The sequence below is a fragment of the Geodermatophilus ruber genome, assembly GCF_900114385.1.
GTDB classification, from domain to species: domain Bacteria; phylum Actinomycetota; class Actinomycetes; order Mycobacteriales; family Geodermatophilaceae; genus Geodermatophilus; species Geodermatophilus ruber.
This window is the reverse complement of the sequence record NZ_FOSW01000002.1, coordinates 101,018-117,461: the sequence shown is the minus strand read 5'-3', so window position 1 is coordinate 117,461 and position 16,444 is coordinate 101,018. Positions and strand designations below refer to the sequence as shown.

Here is a 16,444-nt window from a genome sequence, read left to right as displayed (position 1 = left end):
TCACACGCCGGCGGCGGTGAAGGCGTGGGTGAAGTGCGCCGCGGTCTCCCGCTGGGCCTGGTCGGCCGCGTCGAGGACGGCGGCGGCGCCGAAGAACTCGTGCATGACGCCGAGGTAGTAGCGGTACGTCGTGGGGATCGCGGCGATGTCGAGGTGGCGGGCGAACTCCTGGCCCTGGCTGCGCAGCACGTCCCGTTCGGCGGTGATGACCAGCGTGGGCGGCATGAAGGTCAGCTCCCGGGCGGACCAGCCGTGCAGGTCGATGCGCGGGTCCTTGGCGGCGTCCGGCTCGCCCCGGAAGGCGTGCATCTCCGCCCACGACAGCAGCGGGCGCGTGAGCGGCCGGGCGTCGGCGGCGTCCTCCATCGACGGCCCGAACTGCTCACCGGTGGTCAGCGGGTAGACGCTCACCACGGCGGCCGGCCGCCGCTCCCCCGCCTCGGCCAGCGAGAGCACCGTCGCCGCGGCCATGGTGCCGCCGGTGGACTCCCCGCCGATCCCCATCCGGCCGGGGTCGCCGCCGAGCTCGTCGGCATGCCGGAAGGTCCAGCGGTAGGCGGCCAGGACGTCGTCGTGCGCGGCCGGGAAGGGCGCCTCCGGGGCCCGCCGGTAGTCGGGGCTGACCACGATCGCGCGGGTCCGGGTGCACACGCCGCGGCAGGAGGCGTCGTAGGTGTCGACGTCGTGGAGCACCCAGCCGCCCCCGTGGACCCACACGACGATCGGCAGCGGGCCGGGCCCGGCCGCGGGGGGCCGGTAGACGCGTAGCCGCATGCGGCCGCCCGCGGCGTCCGGGATCGTGCGGTCCTCCACGGAGTCGACCGGCTCGGGGCCCTCGATGCCGCGGTCGGCCATCACCTTCCGGACGGCGTCGCTCAGGGTGGGCTGCCGGCGCGCCTGGTCGGGCTCGAGGATCTCCGGGGGCATCGGACCCATCGCGGACCACGCATCGACGATCGCCTGCGCCTGCGGGGTCAGCAGGCCCGAGGCGTCGGTGCCCAGCTCCTTCTTCTTGCCGGACAGCACGTCGCGCACCAGGTCCAGCGGCCGGGCCAGCACGCCGGCGATCCGCTCGGCGAGCCCCTCGTCGGGTGCGTGCGGGTGCGGCCGGGTGGGGGCCTGCCGCTTGGCCGCGAGGAACTGCCGGCCCAGCTCCGCCATCCGCTCGGACCCGGCCTTCTGCCGGAACTCGGGCAGCTCCTCGTCCTCCTCGTCGTGCACGTGGTGGCGGGTGACCCGGATGAGCGTCGCGAGCGACTGCTCGAACTCGGGCTCCCCCGGTTCGGTGCGGCCCAGGACGACCATCTGCCGCTTCATCTCGTGGTGCTCGTGCTCGGCGTCGTCACGCTCGTCGGTCATCCCGATCTCCGGCCAGATCGGGTAGAGGACGGTCTCCTCGGCGTAGGCGTGCAGCGCCAGCTCGAAGGAGATCTGGTCGGCCAGGACCCGCCGGTTGCCGCGGCCGTCCTCCAGGTGCTGGAAGAGGCGCTCGACGACGGCGTGGTCGTCGGCGATCAGGTGGTCGATGTCGCCGGGCAGGGTCGGGTAGTCCAGGGCCACGGAGGCCTCCCGGGGATCGCGCAACAGCAGATCGACGGTGCCCTACCCACCCGGCCGATCCCGGAACGCCGTCGTCCCCAGAGCCTGCTGGCGCAGCAGCGCCCGGTCCAGCGGCGGGCGCGGCACCGGGATCCCGGGCCGGTTCCGCGGCAGCCGCACGCGCAGCGCACCCGGCGCGACGGTGCAGCGCACCGGGGTGGGCAGCAGCAGCGCCTCGCCGTCCACCCCGACCGGGATCTGCGGGGCGTCGGCCTCGACCACCACCTCGTGCGCGGTGCGGGTGCGCAGGCCCGGGCCGCGCCGCCCGCGCAGCAGCCCGGCCGCCTGCGCGGCGCTGCCCACGGTGAGCACGACGACGCCGAGCACGCCGCCGTCGAGCCGGGGACGGCGGCCCAGACCGGCGAGGTCCCCGGACCCGTACGGGTTGTTGCTGACCAGCAGGGCCGTCGGCGCCTCGAGCACCTCGGTGCCGTCGATCCGGACCCGCAACCGGGGCCCCCGGTGCCCGGCGAGCAGGTCGGGCAGCAGCTGCAGCGTGGTGCCCCGCTTGTCGTCCCGGTAAGCGGGGCTCTGCACCACCTCGGCGTAGGCGCCGAAGGAGGCGTTGTTGACGAACGTCCGCCCATCGATCCGCCCCAGGTCGAGTCGCACCTCGACGCCGTCGGTGAGCGCGTCCAGCCCGAGGTCCGGGCGTTCCCGGTCCAGCCCGAGGTCCAGGGCGAAGTGGTTCCGGGTCCCCGCGGAGATCACCAGGAACGGCAGCCCGTGCTCGGCGGCGACACCCGCGACCAGCGCCTGGGTGCCGTCCCCACCCGCGACACCGAGCAGGTCCGCGCCGTCGGCGACGGCACGGCGGGCCCGTTCCGCCACGTCGACCTCGCCCGGCCCGCTCAGCAGGTCGACATCCGCACCGAGGGCGGTGGCCTTCTCCGCCAGCTGGAAGCGCCCCACCTTCCCGCCGCCGGACCGGGGATTCATGATCACGAACGGCCGCCGGGGCGGAGGGGCCGGTTGCTCCGGCGTGCGCGCCGGAGGCCGGGCCCGGGCCAGGGCGGCCCGGGCCGCCGCGACCGCCGCGAGCCAGAGCGCGGCGACCAGGGCGACCTGCCACACGAGGTCCCGGCGGGCGTAGACGACGATCACCGTCACCGGCGCCGCGAGGGCCAGGGCCGCGGCCAGCCAGCGCAGCGGCCCGCGCCGGCTCAGGAACCACCAGACCGCGGCGAGCATCACCGCCAGCCCGCCCACGCCCACGGCCAGCACCCCGGGCTGCCCCAGGGCGGCGAGCACGAGCAGCACCCCGGCGGCCAGCCCGAGGAGGAGGGCCAGCCGGGCCAGCCACCGCTGCGCGGCCGGCGCGGGTGCGGCATCCGGGCCAGGCTCCGTGTTCTCTGCCATCGCTGCCCTCTCCCACGCGTCGCGGCCGGTCGCCGCCAGCGTCCCGCCGGCCCGGCGCCGGCGGCATCCTCCGGGCCGGGTGAGGCGCTCGGATCGGTGCGGCGCTCGCGGCCCCTCGTCGCGCGGCACCCCGTCGCACGGCACGGCCGGGGTGGCGCCACCCTTGTGTCGCCCACCACAGTCCCGTAGCCTCGAAACCGCTACGAGAGCAAACGGCTCGTTTATCGAATACCGGGAGGGCGCCGCTCATGGCCGCCAAGCCGTTCGCCTCCTCCGCCGACCTGGGCGTCAAGGAGCAGACCCTCGAGGTGCTCGCCGACGGCGTGTACGCGCTGACCGCGGAGGGTGACCCCAACCTCGGGGCGATCGAGGGCGAGGACTTCCTCGTCTGCTTCGAGGCCCTGGCCACGCCGGTCGCCGCCCGCCGCTGGCTGGCCACGTTGCGCGAGCACACCGACAAGCCGGTGCGCTACCTGGTGCTGTCCCACTACCACGCCGTCCGGGTGCTGGGCGCGAGCGCGTTCGACGCCGAGGTGATCGTCAGCTCCGAGCAGACGAGGGCCCTCATCGCCGAGCGCGGCCAGCAGGACTGGGAGAGCGAGTACGGCCGGATGCCGCGGCTGTTCGAGGAGCCCGAGTCCATCCCCGGCCTGACCTGGCCAACGCTGACCTTTCGCGACCGGCTGACCATCGAGCTGGGCGGGGACCGCGGGGAGCTGGTGCTGGAGTTCCTCGGCCGCGGGCACACCGAGGGCGACATCGTCGCCTGGCTGCCGAAGCAGGAGATCCTCTTCGCCGGCGACCTGGTGGAGTCCCAGGCCGCGCTCTACACCGGCGACGCGTTCCACTTCGACTGGGCCGCCGGCACCCTCGACCGGGTCAAGGCCCTCGGCGCGCAGCAGCTGATCGGCGGGCGGGGCGCGATCGCTCGCGGCCGCGACCAGGTGGACGCCGCGATCGAGCAGACCCGCGACTTCCTGCTCACCATGCAGCGCACGGTCGGCGAGGCGCACCGCTCCGGCGGGACGCTGACGGACGCGTTCGCCGCCACCCACGCCGCGCTGGCCCCGAAGTACGGCCAGTGGCCGATCTTCGAGCACTGCCTGCCCTTCGACGTCCAGCGGCTGTGGGACGAGCTGGACGGTGTCGAGCGCCCGGTCATCTGGACCGCCGAGCGCGACCGCGCCGTGTGGGACGAGCTGCAGGGGTGAGCGCGATGACCGCGACCGATCCCGTGCTGGTCCTGGGCTGCGGCCCGGTCGGCCAGACCACGGCGCTGCTGCTGGCCCGCTGGGGCCTGCCGGTCGCGGTCCTCGACGGCCGGCCCGCGCGGGACCTGGTCGGCAGCAAGGCGATCTGCCAGCAGCGCGACGTCCTCGACGTCTGGGACGCCGTCGGGGTCGGCGCCGAGGTCGCCCGGCGCGGGGTCACCTGGACCACCGCCCGCACCTTCCACCGCGACCGGGAGCTGTTCAGCTTCCGGTTCGCCGACCGCGGCCGGTCACCGTTCCCGCCGTTCGTGAACATCTCCCAGTGCGAGACCGAGGAGCTGCTCGACGAGCGGATCGCCGCCGAGCCGCTGATCGAGGTCCGCTGGGGCGCCCGCGTGGTCGGCCTCACCCAGGACGAGGCCGGGGTCACCGTCACCTGCGCGGACGGCGCGACCCTCCGCGGCTCCTACGTCGTGGCCTGCCCCGGGTCGCGCGGCGACGCGCTGCGCGCGGCCCTGGGGCTGCGCTTCGACGGCGAGACGTTCGACGACCACTTCCTCATCTGCGACATCCGCACCGACCTGCCCAGCTGGCAGACCGAGCGGCGGTTCTACTTCGACCCGGCGTGGAACCCCGGCCGGCAGGTGCTCATCCACCCCTGCCCGGACTCCACCTTCCGCATCGACTGGCAGGTGCCGCCGGACTTCGACCTCACCGCCGAGGAGGCCTCCGGCGGACTCGACCGGCGGATCCGGCAGGTGATCGGCGACCGCCCCTACGAGATCGTGTGGAAGTCGGTCTACCGGTTCCACTCCCGCGTGGTGGACCGGATGCGGGTCGGCCGCGTGCTGGTCGCCGGCGACGCCGCACACCTGGTCGCCCCCTTCGGCGCCCGCGGCCTCAACTCCGGGGTGCTCGACGCGGAGAACGCCGCCTGGAAGATCGCCTTCGTGCTGCGTGGGTGGGCGCCGGAGTCGCTGCTCTCCAGCTACCACGCCGAGCGGCACGCCGCGGCGCTGGAGAACCTCGCCGTCACCGGGGCCACCATGCGCTTCCTCGTCCCCCGGGACGAAGACGAGGCCCGCCACCGCCTCGACGTCCTGGAGCGCGCGGCGACCGACCCCGAGGCCCGGGCGCAGGTCGACTCCGGCCGGCTGGCCGAGCCGTTCTGGTACGTCGACTCCCCGCTGACCACGCCGGACGCGCGGCGACCGTTCCCCGGGCGGCCCGCCCGCGGCGACGTGCCGGTGCCCGCGCCGGGCATCCTGGTGCCCGACTGCCCGGTGACCGTGCCGGGCCGGGCGGACGTCGTCCGGCTGCGGCAGCTGGCCCGCGAGGGGGTCACCGTGCTGGTGGGGGACGACGCCCCGCTGCCCTCGCTCGCCGAGGGGCCGGCGGGCGGGCCGCCCGTGGCGGTCCACCGGATCCGCGACCTCGACGCCGGGCCCACGCTGCGCGAGGCGCTCGGTGCCCGCCCCGACGAGCTCTGGGTGCTGCGCCCGGACGCCCACGTCGCCGCCGTCCTCACCCGCGCCGCCGACGCCGCCCCCGCGATCGCCCGGCTGCTCGCCCGCCCCCAGCAGGACCCCCGCGCCCCCCGCCACTCGCAAGCGCGCGGCGGGACCCTGCACGAGGGCCTCCAGGTCGTCTAACTGAAGGAGGCACCCCATGGCGTTCTACCGGCAGGTGGGCAGCGTTCCGCCGAAGCGGCACACCCAGCACCGGCGGCCCGACGGCGGGCTGTACTCCGAGGAGCTCATGGGCGAGGAGGGGTTCTCCTCGGACTCCTCGCTGCTCTACCACCGGGGCATCCCCTCGGCGCTGGTCGACGCCCGGCCGTGGGAGCTGCCCGACCAGACGCTCACCCCGAACACGCCGCTGGTGCCCCGGCACCTGAGGCTGCACGGCCTGTTCCCCGGCGAGGAGCACAAGGCCACCGACCCGGTCACCGGACGGCGACTGGTGCTGGGCAACGCCGACGTGCGCATCTCCTACGCGGTCTCGTCGCTGACCAGCCCGTACTACCGCAACGCGACCGGCGACGAGTGCGTCTACGTCGAGCGCGGCGCCGCCACCGTCGAGACCGTCTTCGGCGCGCTGGAGGTGGGCCAGGGCGACTACGTACTCCTCCCGCGGGCCACCACCCACCGCTGGATCCCGACCGGCGACGAACCGCTGCGCACCTACGCCATCGAGGCCAGCAGCCACATCGCCCCACCCAAGCGGTACCTGTCCCGCTTCGGGCAGTTCCTCGAGCACGCCCCCTACTGCGAGCGGGACCTGCGCACCCCGGCCGAGCCGCTGCTGGCCGAGGGCAGCGACGTCGAGGTCTACGTCAAGCACCGCGGCACCGGTCCCGGCGGCCTCGCGGGCACCGTCCACGTCGTCCCGGAGCACCCCTTCGACGTGGTCGGCTGGGACGGCTGCCTCTACCCCTACGCCTTCAACATCACCGACTTCGAGCCGATCACCGGCCGGGTCCACCAGCCACCGCCGGTGCACCAGGTCTTCGAGGGGCAGAACTTCGTCGTCTGCAACTTCGTGCCCCGCAAGGTCGACTACCACCCGCTGGCGGTGCCGGTGCCCTACTACCACTCCAACGTCGACTCCGACGAGGTCATGTTCTACGTCGACGGCGACTACGAGGCGCGCAGGGGCTCGGGCATCGGCAAGGGCTCGATCAGCCTGCACCCCGGCGGGCACTCCCACGGCCCGCAGCCGGGCGCGGTGGAGCGCTCGCTGGGCGCCGAGTTCTTCGACGAGACCGCGGTCATGGTCGACACCTTCCGCCCGCTGTCCCTCGGCGAGGCCGGGACCGCGGCGGACGACGGCGTCTACGCCTGGTCCTGGTCCGGCCGGGGGCCGGGCGCATGAGCTGGCTCGACCTCCCCGCCGGCACCGGATTCGGGCCGGAGAACCTGCCCTTCGGCGTCTTCTCCACCCCCGGCACCGCCCCGCGCACCGGCGTCGCGATCGGCGACTCCGTCCTCGACCTGGCCGCCGCGACAGCCGACCCGGTGCACGCCACCGGCTCGCTCAACGCCTTCATGGCGCAGGGTCCGCAGGCGTGGGCGGCGCTGCGGCAGCAGCTGACCCGCTGGTTCACCGACCAGCGCCACCGGGGCAGCGTGGAGCCGCACCTGATGCCGCGGGCCGACGTGACCATGCACCTGCCGGTCGAGGTCGCCGACTACGTCGACTTCTACAGCTCTGAAACCCACGCGGCGAACCTCGGCCGGATGTTCCGGCCCGACTCCGAGCCCCTGACGCCGAACTGGAAGCACCTGCCGATCGGCTACCACGGCCGCGCCGGCACCGTGCAGGTGTCGGGCACCCCGGTGGTCCGCCCCGCCGGCCAGCGCAGGGCGCCCACCGACGAGGCACCCACCTTCGGGCCCTCGCAGCGGCTGGACATCGAGGCCGAGGTCGGCTTCGTCGTCGGCACGCCGTCCGCGCTCGGCACCCGGGTGCCGGTCGAGGACTTCGCCGACCACGTGTTCGGGGTCTGCCTGGTCAACGACTGGTCCGCCCGTGACCTGCAGGCCTGGGAGTACGTGCCGCTCGGGCCGTTCCTGGGCAAGTCCTTCCTCACCTCGGTCTCGCCGTGGGTGGTGCCGCTGGCCGCGCTCGAGTCCGCCCGGGTGGCGCCGCCGGCCCGAGACCCGCAGCCGCTGCCCTACCTGGACGACGGCGCGCACCCGTGGGGCCTGGACATCACCCTCGAGGTGCGGCTCAACGGAGAGCTGATCAGCTGCCCGCCGTTCCGCGAGCTGTACTGGACCGCCGCCCAGCAGCTGGCGCACATGACCGTCAACGGCGCCTCCCTGCGCACCGGTGACCTGTTCGCCTCCGGCACGGTGAGCGGGCCGGCCCGCGACCAGCGCGGCTCGTTCATCGAGCTGTCCTGGGGCGGCAAGGAGCCGCTGCCCCTCGCCGACGGCAGCACCCGCACGTTCCTCCAGGACGGCGACGTCGTCTCGATCTCCGCCACCGCCCCCGGGCCGGACGGCACCCGGATCTCCTTCGGCGAGGTGACCGGCCGGGTCGAGCCGACGCCGTGACCGGGAGCCGGGCACCCCGCCCGTACGCTGACACCGGCTCCGGGGGCACGGGAGGGCGCGACATGGCGGAGGACGGCGGGAGCGCGCCGCAGTCGCAGACGCTGGACCGGGGCATCCGCATCCTGGAGCACCTGGCTGCCGTCGGCACGCCGCAGCCGATCGCGGAGATCGGCCAGGCCCTGGGCCTGCACCGGTCGATCACCTACCGGCTGCTGCGCACGCTGGAGGACCACCGGCTCGTCGAGCGCGACGCCGCCGGGCACTACTGGCTCGGCCTGGGCATGGCCGGGCTGGCGCGGGGCGTGCGCAGCGACCTGCAGACCGCCGCGCTGCCCCGGCTGCACGCGCTGGTCGCCGAGCTGGGCATGACCGCCTTCCTCGTCGTCCGCACCGGGGACGACGCGGTCACCGTGGCCAGCGTGGAGCCGCACGACACCGCCGCGCACATCGTCTACCGCCCCGGCACCCGCCATCCGGTCGACCGGGGCGCCCCCGGCCTCGCCCTGCTCATGCCCGAGCCCGCGACCCCCGGGGATCGGGAGGCGCTGCGGGAGGCCCGGCGGATCGGCTGGGCCCGCTCGCACGGCGAGGTGATCCCCGGTGTCCGCTCGATCGCCGCGCCGGTGCTCGGTCCCGACGGCGGGGCGCGCGGCGCCCTGGCCGTGGTCTTCGTCGACGAGAGCGCCGACGTGCAGCGGATCGGCCGCGCCGTGGCGACCGCCGCCGCGACGGTCGCCGCCGGCCTGCGCTGACCCCGGCCTCCCCACCCGGGCTTCCTGACCATCGGCCCGCCCTGGCCGGTGTTCCCCGCCATTCCCCGGTGTTGTGGTCGGCGCCACACGTCCGATACGGTTCCACTCGCTAGGCGAACGGACTGTTCTGTTATCGAATGGCTCACCGCTGTGGAGCAGCACGGGACGTCCGCCGGCACCACACAGCCACGCTCAGATCACGGGACCCGCGACGCCCGAGAGAGTCGTCCGGCCCGGGCAACGGAGTTCCGATGACCTCACCCCCGACCACCGCAGCGGCCCCGAAGCTGTCCCGCGAGGAGCGCAAGGTCCTCGCGAGCACGCTGGCCGGCACGACCATCGAGTGGTACGACTTCTTCATCTACGCCCAGGCCGCCAGCCTGGTCCTGGCCCCGCTCTTCCTCGAGCCGCTCACCGACGACCGGCCGGGCCTGGCGACGATCGTCTCGCTGGCGACCATCGGCATCAGCTTCCTGTTCCGGCCCCTGGGCGCCATCGTCGCCGGCCGCTTCGGTGACCGGCTGGGGCGCAAGAAGATGCTGGTCCTCACCCTGCTGCTGATGGGGGTGGCCACGGCGCTCATCGGCCTGCTGCCCACCTACGCGAGCATCGGGGTCGCCGCGCCGATCGCGCTGATCCTGCTGCGGATCCTGCAGGGCTTCTCGGCGGGCGGCGAGTGGGGCGGCGCGGCGCTGATGGCCGTCGAGCACGCCCCCCGCGGCCGCCGCGGCCTGTTCGGCGCGTATCCGCAGATCGGGGTGCCGCTGGGCCTGATCCTCGCCACCGGCGTGCTGTGGCTGATGACCACCCTGACCACCCCCGAGCAGTTCCAGGCCTGGGGCTGGCGGGTGCCGTTCCTGGGCTCCATCGTGCTGATCGTGGTCGGCTACCTCATCCGCCGCGCCGTCGAGGAGAGCCCGGTCTTCCAGGAGATGCTGCAGCGCAAGCGCGAGTCCTCCGCGCCGCTGCGGGACCTGTTCGCCCGCAACACCAAGCAGGTCGTCCTCACCGCACTGGTCTTCGTCGCCAACAACGCCGCCGGGTACCTGGTGATCGCCTACTTCATCGGCTACGCGACCAAGGCCCTGGGCATGGAGCGCGCGCCGGTGCTCGCGGCGATCGTCGTGGCCTCGGTCGGGTGGCTGGTGTTCACCCTCTACGGCGGCGCACTGTCGGACCGGATCGGCCGGGTGCGGACGTTCCAGATCGGGTTCGCCCTCATCTTCGTCTGGATGATCCCGATGTTCCTGCTCATCGAGACGGCCGACATCTGGCTCTTCGGCATCGCGGTCTTCCTGCTCACCGCCGGTCTGGGCCTCTCCTACGGCCCCATGTCGGCGATGTACGCGGAGCTGTTCCCCGTCTCGGTCCGCTACTCGGGCGTCTCGATCGGGTACGCCCTCGGGGCGATCCTCGGCGGCGCCTTCGCGCCGACGATCAGCGAGATCCTCGTGCAGTCCACCGGCAGCTCGCTGTCGGTCGGCTTCTACATCATGGTCACCGCCGTCATCTCCTTTGCCGCCGTCTCGGCGATCAAGGAGACCAGGGGCAACGACCTGGGCGTCACCGACGCCGGCCCCCGGCCGACGACGGAGTCCGCGGTCCCGCTCTGACCCGTCACGCGGGGGGCGCGAGGTGGACGCCGCGGCGCAGCGCCGCCAGGGCCTCGGGGTCGCGCTCGGCCAGCCCGCGCACGACCCGCCGGCGGTACCGCAGGGCCTGGGCCGCCCCGATCGCCCAGAACACGTACTGGGTCGCGAAGGCCCACTTGAAGGCGGTGAGCGAGTACTCCGTCGACCCGCGGGGAGTGACCACCTGCAGCACGAGCCCGATGGCCAGGACGGCGAGCAGGGTGCCGAGGAAACCCCCGGCGTTGACCAGCCCGATCGCGCTGCCCAGGCGACGCGGCGGGTTGAACGTCCGGGCGAGGTCGAGCGTCAGGATCGCGGCCACACCGGCGAGCGGGACGACCAGCACGAGCACCACGAGCAGCCACACCGGTGCCGGGCCGGGCCAGAGGAGGACCACCCCCCACACCGCCGCGGCCAGGCCGACCAGGCCGAGCCCGATGAGGGTGCGGCGGTACGGGTAGCGGTTCATCAGCAGGCCCACGCTGGCGCCGTAGGCCACCCCCGAGACGGCCAGGATCGTGAGCATGGCGCCGGCGAGCCCCGGGGACACGCCCTGGCCGACGACGAGGAACGGGTAGCCCCACAGGACGCCGAACATCATCCCCGGGAAGAGGGCGGCGAAGTTCAGCCAGAACGCCAGCCGGGTGCCCGGCTCGACCCACGCCGCCCGGAGGTCCCGGCCGGCCACCTCCAGCGCCCGGCCGAGCGGGATGCGCGGCGGACGCGGCTGCGGGGAGTCGCGCAGCAGGACCACCACCACCAGCGCGGCGGCCACGCTGACCAGGGCCGCCAGCAGGAAGGACGGCGTCCACCCCAGGGCGGCGAGGACGGCGGCGAACGCCACCCCGGACACCACGAAGCCCAGCGCGTTCATCGGGCCGACGGCGGAGGTGATCGTCCCGCTCCGGGCCGGCGGGAACCAGGCGGGCACCAACCGCATCACGCTGATGAAGACGAGCGCGTCGCCGATCCCGAGCGCCACTCGCGCCGCGATCGCCACCGGCAGCGTCTCGCTGAACGCGAAGACGCTCTGCGCGCCGGCCATCACCACGGACCCGAGAACGATCAGCCGCCGGGAGCCGTACCGGTCGATGAGCACGCCCACCGGCACCTGCATCAGGGCGTAGACGACCAGTTGCGCCACGGAGAACGTCGCCAGCGTCGCCGCGGCGATGCCGAACCGGTCGAACGCGTCGGTTGCCGCGACCCCCAGGGACGAGCGCTGCAGGACCGCGATGACCGCGGCGAACTGCCCCACGGTCAGGACCGCCCACGCGGTGCGGCCGCCCAGCACCGGGGACGGCGCGAGCGGGGACGGTGGACTCAGCCGAGGGCGGGGCACCGACAGAGTGTGCCGGTCCCCCGCCCCCGCCCCGGCCGGGCCTCCCGGTCGGGGCCCGCCCGCGTCGGTCAGGCCGGGGTCACCCGGACCGGGACGCTCGCCCAGCCCTTGAGGGTGTTGTTCAGCTTCGGCGCCGGCTCCCCGGCCGGCTCGAGGCTGCGGGCCCGCTCGGCCAGCGCGGAGAGCACGAGCTCGGTCTCCAGGCGGGCGACCGGCTGGCCGACGCACTGGTGGACGCCCATGCCGAAGGCGACGTGGCCGGCCGCGCGGCGGTTGATGTCCAGGGCCTCGGCGTCCGCGCCCCAGTGGCGCGGGTCGCGGTTGGCCGAGCCGAGGAACAGCAGCACCTTGGTGCCCTCGGGGATGGTGGTGCCGGCGACCTCCACCTCGCGGGAGGTGGTGCGGAAGAAGGTCTGCACCGGGGACTCCCAGCGCAGCGCCTCGTCGAAGGCGAACTTGGCCTTCGCCGGGGAGGCGTGCAGCTGCGCCCACTGCTCGGGGTGACGGGAGAGGCCGTAGACGGTGTTGCCGATGCCGTACACGGTGGTGTCCACGCCCGCGGTCAGCAGCGAGCGGACCAGCATCGGCGCCTGCTCGGCGCTGATCTCCCCGCGGTCGGCGGCCGCCCAGATCTGCGCGCCGAAGCCGCCAGGCGCCAGGTTCTCCCGCTGGCACTGCTCCATCACCCAGGCCTGCACGGGTGCGGCAGCGGCCAGCGCGGTGCGGCGCAGCTCGTTGTCCGGGCCGAAGGCGTTGAACGCCAGCCCGCCGTAGGGCAGCAGGTTCTCCCGCCCCTCCTCGGGCAGCCCGACGGCGTCGGGGAAGACCCGCAGCGGGTACACCTCGGCGAGGTCGGTGACCGCGTCGAAGGTGCCCTGCTCGACCAGCCGGTCGGCGATCTCCGCCGCCGGAGCGGCGAAGCGCTCGCGCAGCGCCCGCATGCTGCGCGGGGAGATGACCCCGTTCATCGCCGTCCGGACGACGGTGTGGTCCGGCGGGTCGGCCTCGAGCAGGAGGCTCGGCGGCCGCCAGGGCTTCTCCTTGGCGAAGTCGCTGATCCCGGCCCCGCGGCTGGACACGAACGTCGCCCAGTCGCTCAGCGCGGCCTTGACGTGCTCGAAGCGGCCCATCGCGTAGATGCCGTACCGGGCCAGGAACACCACCGGCCCGGCGTCGCGCAGCCGGCGGTGGAAGTCGTAGGGATCGCTCAGCACCTCGGTGCCGAACGGGTCGTCGTCCAGGGTGGGGACGCCGGTGGCGGGCGGGCTGTCGACGGTCATCGGGGCCTCCTGTCTCTCAGTGAGGCACAGCGTGGCCGCGGTCACTGCGCAGCCCGCGCGAACTCTCATTGGTCGAGAGAGCCGGGGACGAGGCTGTGAGCCGGATCGCATGATCCACACCACTCCCCGCCACCCGGCGGGGTGTGCGCGACAACCCGCCGCGGGCCCGACCGGCCCGCTCCCTCCCGCAGGCGGGAAGTCCTGCGGGCTCTCCGGAAGGGAGACGTCATTGATCCACGCACCTGAGGTCCGGCCGCGTCGCCGCGGGTTCACCGGCGTCGCGCTCGGCTGCGCCGCCGCCCTGGTGCTCGCCGCCTGCGGCTCCGACGAGGACGGTGGCAGCGCCGCCGCCGACGACGGGACGACGCAGCTGACCGTCGGCTACTTCCCGCTGGTGCACACCGCCACCGCCGTGCACGCCGACGAGACCGGCCTGTTCGAGCAGGAGGGGCTCGACGTCGAGCTGGCCCAGACCGCCGGCGGCGCGCAGGCGATCCCGTCGCTGATCGCCGGCGAGTACGACATCACCTACGGCAACTACACCTCGGCGCTGCTGGCCGCCCAGCAGGGCCTGCCGATCCGGGTCATCGCCGGCAACGACGTCGGCGCCGACGACCACGCGATCATGGTCGCCCCCGACGCGCCGTACCAGTCCCCCGCCGACCTGGCCGGCGCCCGCATCGCGGTGAACAACCTGCAGAACATCGGCACCGTCGCGGTCAACGCCGTCCTCGAGGACGCCGGCGTGGACCTCTCCACGATCGAGTTCGTCGAACTGCCCCTGCCCGACATGGCCGCGGCCCTGGACGCCGGGGACGTCGACGCGATCTGGCAGGTCGAACCGTTCCAGGCCTCCGCACTGGCCGGCGGCGCCCGGGTGCTGTTCCCGCTGTTCAGCGGGCCGGCCGAGGACATGCCGGTGGCCGGCTGGCTGACCACCGAGCAGTACGCCCAGGAGAACCCGGAGGCCGTCGAGGCCTTCCGCCGGGCGATGGCCGCCTCGACCGAGCAGCTCCAGGGCGACCGGGAGCGGCTGGTCGAGCTGGTGCCCACCTACTCCCAGGTGCCCGCCGAGGTGGTCGAGCAGGTCGCCCTGCCGGAGTGGAACGCCGAGGTCGACTCCGCGCAGCTGCAGAAGGTCTCCGACCTGATGTTCGAGTACGGGATCATCAGCGACGAGTTCGACGTCGAGACGATGATCGTCGACTGAGCATGGGCACGGCGGCCCCGCGGTCTCGTGGCGGGGCCGCCGTACCGGCGCCGTCCTAGACGGTCAGCCTCGGCTTGACGCTCCGCCCTGCCGCGATGACCTCGAGAACCGACGCGAGCGGGATGCGCGCCGCCTCGGCGAGGGAGCGCAGCGGGGTGCCGCTCTGCTCCAGGAGCTCGGCGGCGGCCCCCAGGACGCTGGGACTCTCCGGCGGGCCGAGCGGTCCCGGCTCCGGGTTGCCCCAGAGCTTCAGCTGCTGATTGGCCCGGCGGTAGGCCGGGTCCGGCAGCCGCCCGAGCGTGTGCGCCCGGTAGACCAGGGCGCGCAGGCTGACCCCCCAGTGCCGCTTCAGCGCGTGGAAGGCCGCCCAGTCCACGCGCGTCGGCAGGCTCTGCTCGATCTCCGCTCGCGGCATGAGGAACTCGGCCGCGAAGGACATCGCCTGCGACTCGATCACCTTCGACCCCGGCTCCACTCCGGCGTGCATCAGCAGGTGGCCCAGCTCGTGGCCGGCGTCGAATCGACTTCTCGCCTTGTCGTCCTTCAGCGGGGACATGAGCACGAGGGGGCGACCCGAGGCGGTCTCGGACGAGGAGAAGGCATCCACCCGCGGATCGAAGCCCTCCGCCGGCAGCCGGACGACCAGCACCCCGTGCGCCTCCAGCAGGCGCACCACGTCCGGGACGGGACCGGGGGCGACCGCCAGGCCGCGCCGCGCCCGCGCCGCAGCGGCGGCGATGTCCTCCTCCGAGGGGTGGGCCGGCAGGTCCAGCGACGGCAGCCGCACCGGCGGGAGGTCGACGTACTGCTCGATGACCTCGAGCACCGCCAGGGCCAGCTCGCCGAAGGCCAGGGCCTGCTCGCGCCGGTTGGCCGGGGTGCTGCGCAACGAGCGGAAGTGTGCGGTCGACGGCTGCACCTCGGGGATGTCGAGCCCCCGGGAGAAGAACTCCGTCGGCATGCCGAGCACGAGGCCGATCCGCGCGAGCACCGTCGTCGTCGGCCGGCTCTGGCCGCGCTCGTACTGCGTGACCGCCGAGGGGGTGACCTCGATGCGCCGCGCCAACTCCGAGCGGGACATGCACTGCAGCCGACGGGCCACTGCCAGGCGGCGGCCGTCGAAGTCGACGGCGACCCCGGAGGTGCGACGGCGCCGGGCGGCGGTCGTGCGCGACGCCTCGTCGGTCATCGGGCCGCCGCCACCTCCCGCCGCTTGAGCGACACGGCCGGACGGGGGGCCTCGCGCTCGGAGAAGGCAGCACCGGCCGGGCCGGCGGGCGCGCCGTTCGCCGGCCGGCCGAGTTCGGCCTCGTCATCGCGCCACAGAGGGGTCACGGCCAGCCATCGTTGCGGGCCCAGCCGGGGCAGGCCCAGCCACCCCGCCGTCAGGCCGATGGCGTCCCCGGCCCAGACGAAGAACAGCTCCCGGTAGTCCGGGCAGCCCCCGGCGGGGAGCACCTCGAAGTCGAAGGCCAGCTGCCCATCGATCGGCGGGGGCGGGAGGGCGAGGCTCCCGGCGTTGCGCGCCGCGGCCTCGTGGCGGACGACGCTGGTGTCCCACGCGAAGCTGGTCCACTCCGGTTCGCGCAGCCGCACCCCGGGGGCCTTGACCACGTGCACCGCCAGGTCGCCCACCTCGATGAGCAGCGAGCCGTGGGGAACGGTCAGGCGGACGCCGCGGGTCCGCCAGCGCGAATCGGCCGCCCGGTACTCGGCCAGCATCCGCTCCCGGAAGTTCTCCGCGGCCAGGCCGGCTACCCCGCGCGGGGTGTCGAACAGGTGCGAGGGCTCGTAGCGCTCGGCGTTGGGCCGCCACATCGCCCGGGTGACCTCCTGCAGCCAGCCGACCACATCGCGTTCCTCGAGCGTCTGCCGGCAGTTGGCCAGGGCGGTGAGCGCAGCCGTGTCCCAGTCACGCATGGCGGGATGTTAAGTGGAATGCTGATTGTGCGGTGCGTTTGTTGTCGCGATCCGCACCGGTTGTCGGGAATTCGAGTGT

General features: G+C 74.2%; 13 protein-coding genes. 7 read left to right on the top strand and 6 right to left on the bottom strand.

Annotated features, from left to right (window positions below; genetic code table 11):
- Positions 1–1,560 (bottom strand): alpha/beta hydrolase fold domain-containing protein, encoded by a 1,560-nt coding sequence (locus BMZ50_RS03290; protein ID WP_091321246.1) that lies wholly within the window; start codon positions 1,558–1,560, stop codon positions 1–3.
- 42 nt (positions 1,561–1,602) lie between these two features.
- Positions 1,603–2,958, bottom strand: a complete 1,356-nt coding sequence (locus BMZ50_RS03285; RefSeq protein ID WP_091321244.1) for a diacylglycerol/lipid kinase family protein — start codon at positions 2,956–2,958, stop codon at positions 1,603–1,605.
- Positions 2,959–3,206: 248 nt separating this feature from the next.
- On the opposite strand from BMZ50_RS03285, the gene BMZ50_RS03280 reads away from it, so the two are divergent.
- The 6 genes from BMZ50_RS03280 to BMZ50_RS03255 all read left to right on the top strand — a co-directional run bounded on the left by BMZ50_RS03280 (position 3,207) and on the right by BMZ50_RS03255 (position 10,595).
- Complete coding sequence (locus BMZ50_RS03280) at positions 3,207–4,169, top strand: MBL fold metallo-hydrolase (RefSeq protein ID WP_091321242.1); 963 nt, start codon at positions 3,207–3,209, stop codon at positions 4,167–4,169.
- Positions 4,170–4,174: 5 nt separating this feature from the next.
- Positions 4,175–5,821 carry an FAD-dependent monooxygenase gene (locus tag BMZ50_RS03275; RefSeq protein ID WP_091321885.1) on the top strand — a complete coding sequence of 549 codons (1,647 nt, stop codon included), beginning with the start codon at positions 4,175–4,177 and terminating at the stop codon, positions 5,819–5,821.
- A 16-nt stretch (positions 5,822–5,837) separates the two neighbouring features.
- Positions 5,838–7,043 carry a homogentisate 1,2-dioxygenase gene (locus tag BMZ50_RS03270; protein WP_091321241.1) on the top strand — a complete coding sequence of 402 codons (1,206 nt, stop codon included), beginning with the start codon at positions 5,838–5,840 and terminating at the stop codon, positions 7,041–7,043.
- Positions 7,040–8,230 (top strand): fumarylacetoacetase, encoded by a 1,191-nt coding sequence (gene fahA, locus BMZ50_RS03265; RefSeq protein WP_091321239.1) that lies wholly within the window; start codon positions 7,040–7,042, stop codon positions 8,228–8,230. The genes BMZ50_RS03270 and fahA overlap by 4 nt, the downstream gene beginning before the upstream one ends.
- A gap of 62 nt (positions 8,231–8,292) precedes the next feature.
- Complete coding sequence (locus tag BMZ50_RS03260) at positions 8,293–8,982, top strand: IclR family transcriptional regulator (RefSeq protein ID WP_091321237.1); 690 nt, start codon at positions 8,293–8,295, stop codon at positions 8,980–8,982.
- Between the two features lie 251 nt (positions 8,983–9,233).
- Entirely contained in the window at positions 9,234–10,595 is a 1,362-nt protein-coding gene (locus tag BMZ50_RS03255; RefSeq protein ID WP_091321234.1) for an MFS transporter, read from the top strand.
- A 4-nt stretch (positions 10,596–10,599) separates the two neighbouring features.
- Here BMZ50_RS03255 and BMZ50_RS03250 read toward each other — a convergent pair whose 3' ends face one another.
- Together BMZ50_RS03250 and BMZ50_RS03245 are read right to left on the bottom strand one after the other, a co-directional pair.
- On the bottom strand, positions 10,600–11,955 hold the full coding sequence (locus BMZ50_RS03250; RefSeq protein ID WP_177212618.1) for an MFS transporter: 1,356 nt from the start codon (positions 11,953–11,955) through the stop codon (positions 10,600–10,602).
- A 68-nt stretch (positions 11,956–12,023) separates the two neighbouring features.
- On the bottom strand, positions 12,024–13,235 hold the full coding sequence (locus BMZ50_RS03245; RefSeq protein WP_091321231.1) for a cytochrome P450: 1,212 nt from the start codon (positions 13,233–13,235) through the stop codon (positions 12,024–12,026).
- Positions 13,236–13,464: 229 nt separating this feature from the next.
- Here BMZ50_RS03245 and BMZ50_RS03240 point away from each other — a divergent pair, with 229 nt between their 5' ends.
- Complete coding sequence (locus tag BMZ50_RS03240) at positions 13,465–14,445, top strand: ABC transporter substrate-binding protein (RefSeq protein WP_245753317.1); 981 nt, start codon at positions 13,465–13,467, stop codon at positions 14,443–14,445.
- 55 nt (positions 14,446–14,500) lie between these two features.
- Here BMZ50_RS03240 and BMZ50_RS03235 read toward each other — a convergent pair whose 3' ends face one another.
- Both BMZ50_RS03235 and BMZ50_RS03230 read right to left on the bottom strand, forming a co-directional pair.
- Positions 14,501–15,634 (bottom strand): helix-turn-helix domain-containing protein, encoded by a 1,134-nt coding sequence (locus BMZ50_RS03235; protein WP_091321230.1) that lies wholly within the window; start codon positions 15,632–15,634, stop codon positions 14,501–14,503.
- Positions 15,631–16,365, bottom strand: coding sequence for a hypothetical protein (locus BMZ50_RS03230; RefSeq protein ID WP_143087069.1), 735 nt, complete (start codon positions 16,363–16,365; stop codon positions 15,631–15,633). Before BMZ50_RS03230 ends, BMZ50_RS03235 begins: the two co-directional genes overlap by 4 nt.
- Positions 16,366–16,444: the final 79 nt, after the last annotated feature.

Coding starts and splice junctions, on each gene's coding strand:
- BMZ50_RS03285 (WP_091321244.1), bottom strand. CDS start 2,958: ATGGCAGAGAACACGGAGCCTGGCCCGGATGCCGCACCCGCGCCGGCC.
- BMZ50_RS03255 (WP_091321234.1), top strand. CDS start 9,234: ATGACCTCACCCCCGACCACCGCAGCGGCCCCGAAGCTGTCCCGCGAG.
- fahA (WP_091321239.1), top strand. CDS start 7,040: ATGAGCTGGCTCGACCTCCCCGCCGGCACCGGATTCGGGCCGGAGAAC.
- BMZ50_RS03270 (WP_091321241.1), top strand. CDS start 5,838: ATGGCGTTCTACCGGCAGGTGGGCAGCGTTCCGCCGAAGCGGCACACC.
- BMZ50_RS03275 (WP_091321885.1), top strand. CDS start 4,175: ATGACCGCGACCGATCCCGTGCTGGTCCTGGGCTGCGGCCCGGTCGGC.
- BMZ50_RS03235 (WP_091321230.1), bottom strand. CDS start 15,634: ATGACCGACGAGGCGTCGCGCACGACCGCCGCCCGGCGCCGTCGCACC.
- BMZ50_RS03280 (WP_091321242.1), top strand. CDS start 3,207: ATGGCCGCCAAGCCGTTCGCCTCCTCCGCCGACCTGGGCGTCAAGGAG.
- BMZ50_RS03230 (WP_143087069.1), bottom strand. CDS start 16,365: ATGCGTGACTGGGACACGGCTGCGCTCACCGCCCTGGCCAACTGCCGG.
- BMZ50_RS03260 (WP_091321237.1), top strand. CDS start 8,293: ATGGCGGAGGACGGCGGGAGCGCGCCGCAGTCGCAGACGCTGGACCGG.
- BMZ50_RS03245 (WP_091321231.1), bottom strand. CDS start 13,235: ATGACCGTCGACAGCCCGCCCGCCACCGGCGTCCCCACCCTGGACGAC.